General features: G+C 71.7%; 2 protein-coding genes. Both read left to right on the forward strand.

Annotated features, from left to right (window positions below):
• Positions 1-918, forward strand: a 918-nt coding sequence (locus tag K313_RS24055) for a Mu transposase domain-containing protein (protein WP_029213018.1), incomplete at its 5' end; no start/stop codon positions are given.
• Positions 915-1,748, forward strand: coding sequence for an IS21-like element helper ATPase IstB (gene istB / locus K313_RS0119385; RefSeq protein ID WP_029213019.1), 834 nt, complete (start codon positions 915-917; stop codon positions 1,746-1,748). The genes K313_RS24055 and istB, both read left to right, overlap by 4 nt.
• The last annotated feature ends 98 nt before the right edge of the window (positions 1,749-1,846 follow it).

A 1,846-nucleotide genomic window follows, 5' to 3' on the forward strand; every position in this document is an offset into this window, starting at 1 on the left:
GTCGCGTTGCGGTCGCACTACGGTTACGACTCCTTCTACTGCATTCCCGGCAAGGACGGAGCGCACGAGAAAGGCGGCGTCGAAGGAGAGATCGGGCGTTTTCGCCGCCGGCACCTGACCCCGGTGCCGCACGTGGGCTCCCTCGCGGCACTGAACGAGGCCCTTGCGGCCGCGGATGCCCGCGATGACGAGCGCCGGATCGGGGCCCGCGCCGAGACCGTCGGCCAGGACGCTGCACGGGAGCTGGCGCTGCTGCACCCGTTGCCGGGCGAGGGCTTCGACGTCGCAGCGACCCTGTCCTGCCGGGTCGATGCCAAGGCGCGGGTGTGCGTGCGCCAGTCCTACTACAGCGTGCCGGCCCGCTACGCCGGGCGGCGCCTGGAGGTGCGCCTGGGCGCCACGACCGTACGGGTGCTCGACCCCAGCAGCCACGGCAGGCTCGTCGCGGAGCACACCCGCTCGCTGCACAAGGGCAGCGAGGACCTGGTCCTGGACCACTATCTGGAGACCCTGACGCGTAAGCCCGGCGCGCTGGCCGGGGCGACCGCACTGGTCGCCGCCCGCTCATCCGGGGCCTTCACCGGCACCCATCAACGGTTCTGGGACGCCGCCCGCGCCCGCCTGGGCGACGGGGCCGGAACCCGCGCGCTGGTCGGAGTGCTGCTGCTGCACCGCACAATGGACCCTCGTCAGGTCGAGGCCGGCATGCACGCTGCCCTGGCGATCGGCTCCTTCGATCCCGACGTGGTCGCCGTCCAAGCCCGCCTCGCCGAGGCCCGGCCGCCCGCGCCGGCACCCGTGCCCTTGCCGGCCACAGCGGCCCCGGCCGCGGGCATCGAACGATCCGCCCCGTCGCTGACCGGCTACGACCAGCTGCTGACGGGCTCGCGCACCTACCTGCAGGAGGCCACCGCATGAGTACCACCACCACCCGCAAGACGTCCGCCGCCACCGGGGCGGGGCCGGCGCTGACGGCGATGTCGGACCCGGCCGCCGAGGCTGCTGTGCACGCCGCGGCCAAGACGCTGCAGCTACCCACGATCCGCGACCAAGCGATCCCGATGGCCGAGGCCGCCGCGAAGCAGCGACTGACGCACAAGGCGTTCTTGGCCGAGATGCTCACCGCCGAGTGCGACGAACGCGACGCCCGCCGGCGGCTGCGTCGGGTCAACGAGGCGAAGTTCCCCCGCACCAAGCGCCTGGCCGACTTCGACACCGCCCGGCTGCCCGACCTGCCGGCCGCGACGTTGGCGCACCTGGCCGGCGGGTCCTGGATCGACGCCGGTCAGCCGCTGGTGCTGCTCGGGGACTCCGGCACCGGCAAGACCCACCTGCTCATCGCCCTGGGCACCGCCGCAGCCGAGCAAGGACGCCGGGTGCGGTACGTGACCACCGCCGCACTGGTCAACGAGCTCGTCGAGGCCGCCGACGAGAAGCAACTCTCTCGAGTCGTGGCCCGATACGCCCGCCTGGACCTGCTGTGCCTGGATGAAGTCGGCTACGTCGGCCTGGATCCGCGCGGCGCCGAGCTGCTGTTCCAGATCATCACCGCCCGCGAAGAGAGAGCCTCCATCGCCTGCGCGTCCAACGCCCCCTTCAGCGAGTGGGGCAACACCTTCCCCGACCCCCGCCTGGCGGCCGCCGTCGTCGACCGGCTGACCTTCAACGCCCACATCATCCAGACCGGCACCACATCCTACCGGCTGACCAGCAGCACCGCGACGAGGAAGGAGAACAACCCCACCTGACCCCCTGCTCGACGACCACGCCGAGCAGACGTCACCCAAACCGGGGGTGGGGCCAAATCAAAGCATCACAGTGGGGCCAAATGGGCTTGTCATTCTCA

The organism is Arsenicicoccus bolidensis DSM 15745, from assembly GCF_000426385.1.
Taxonomy (GTDB): Bacteria; Actinomycetota; Actinomycetes; order Actinomycetales; family Dermatophilaceae; genus Arsenicicoccus; species Arsenicicoccus bolidensis.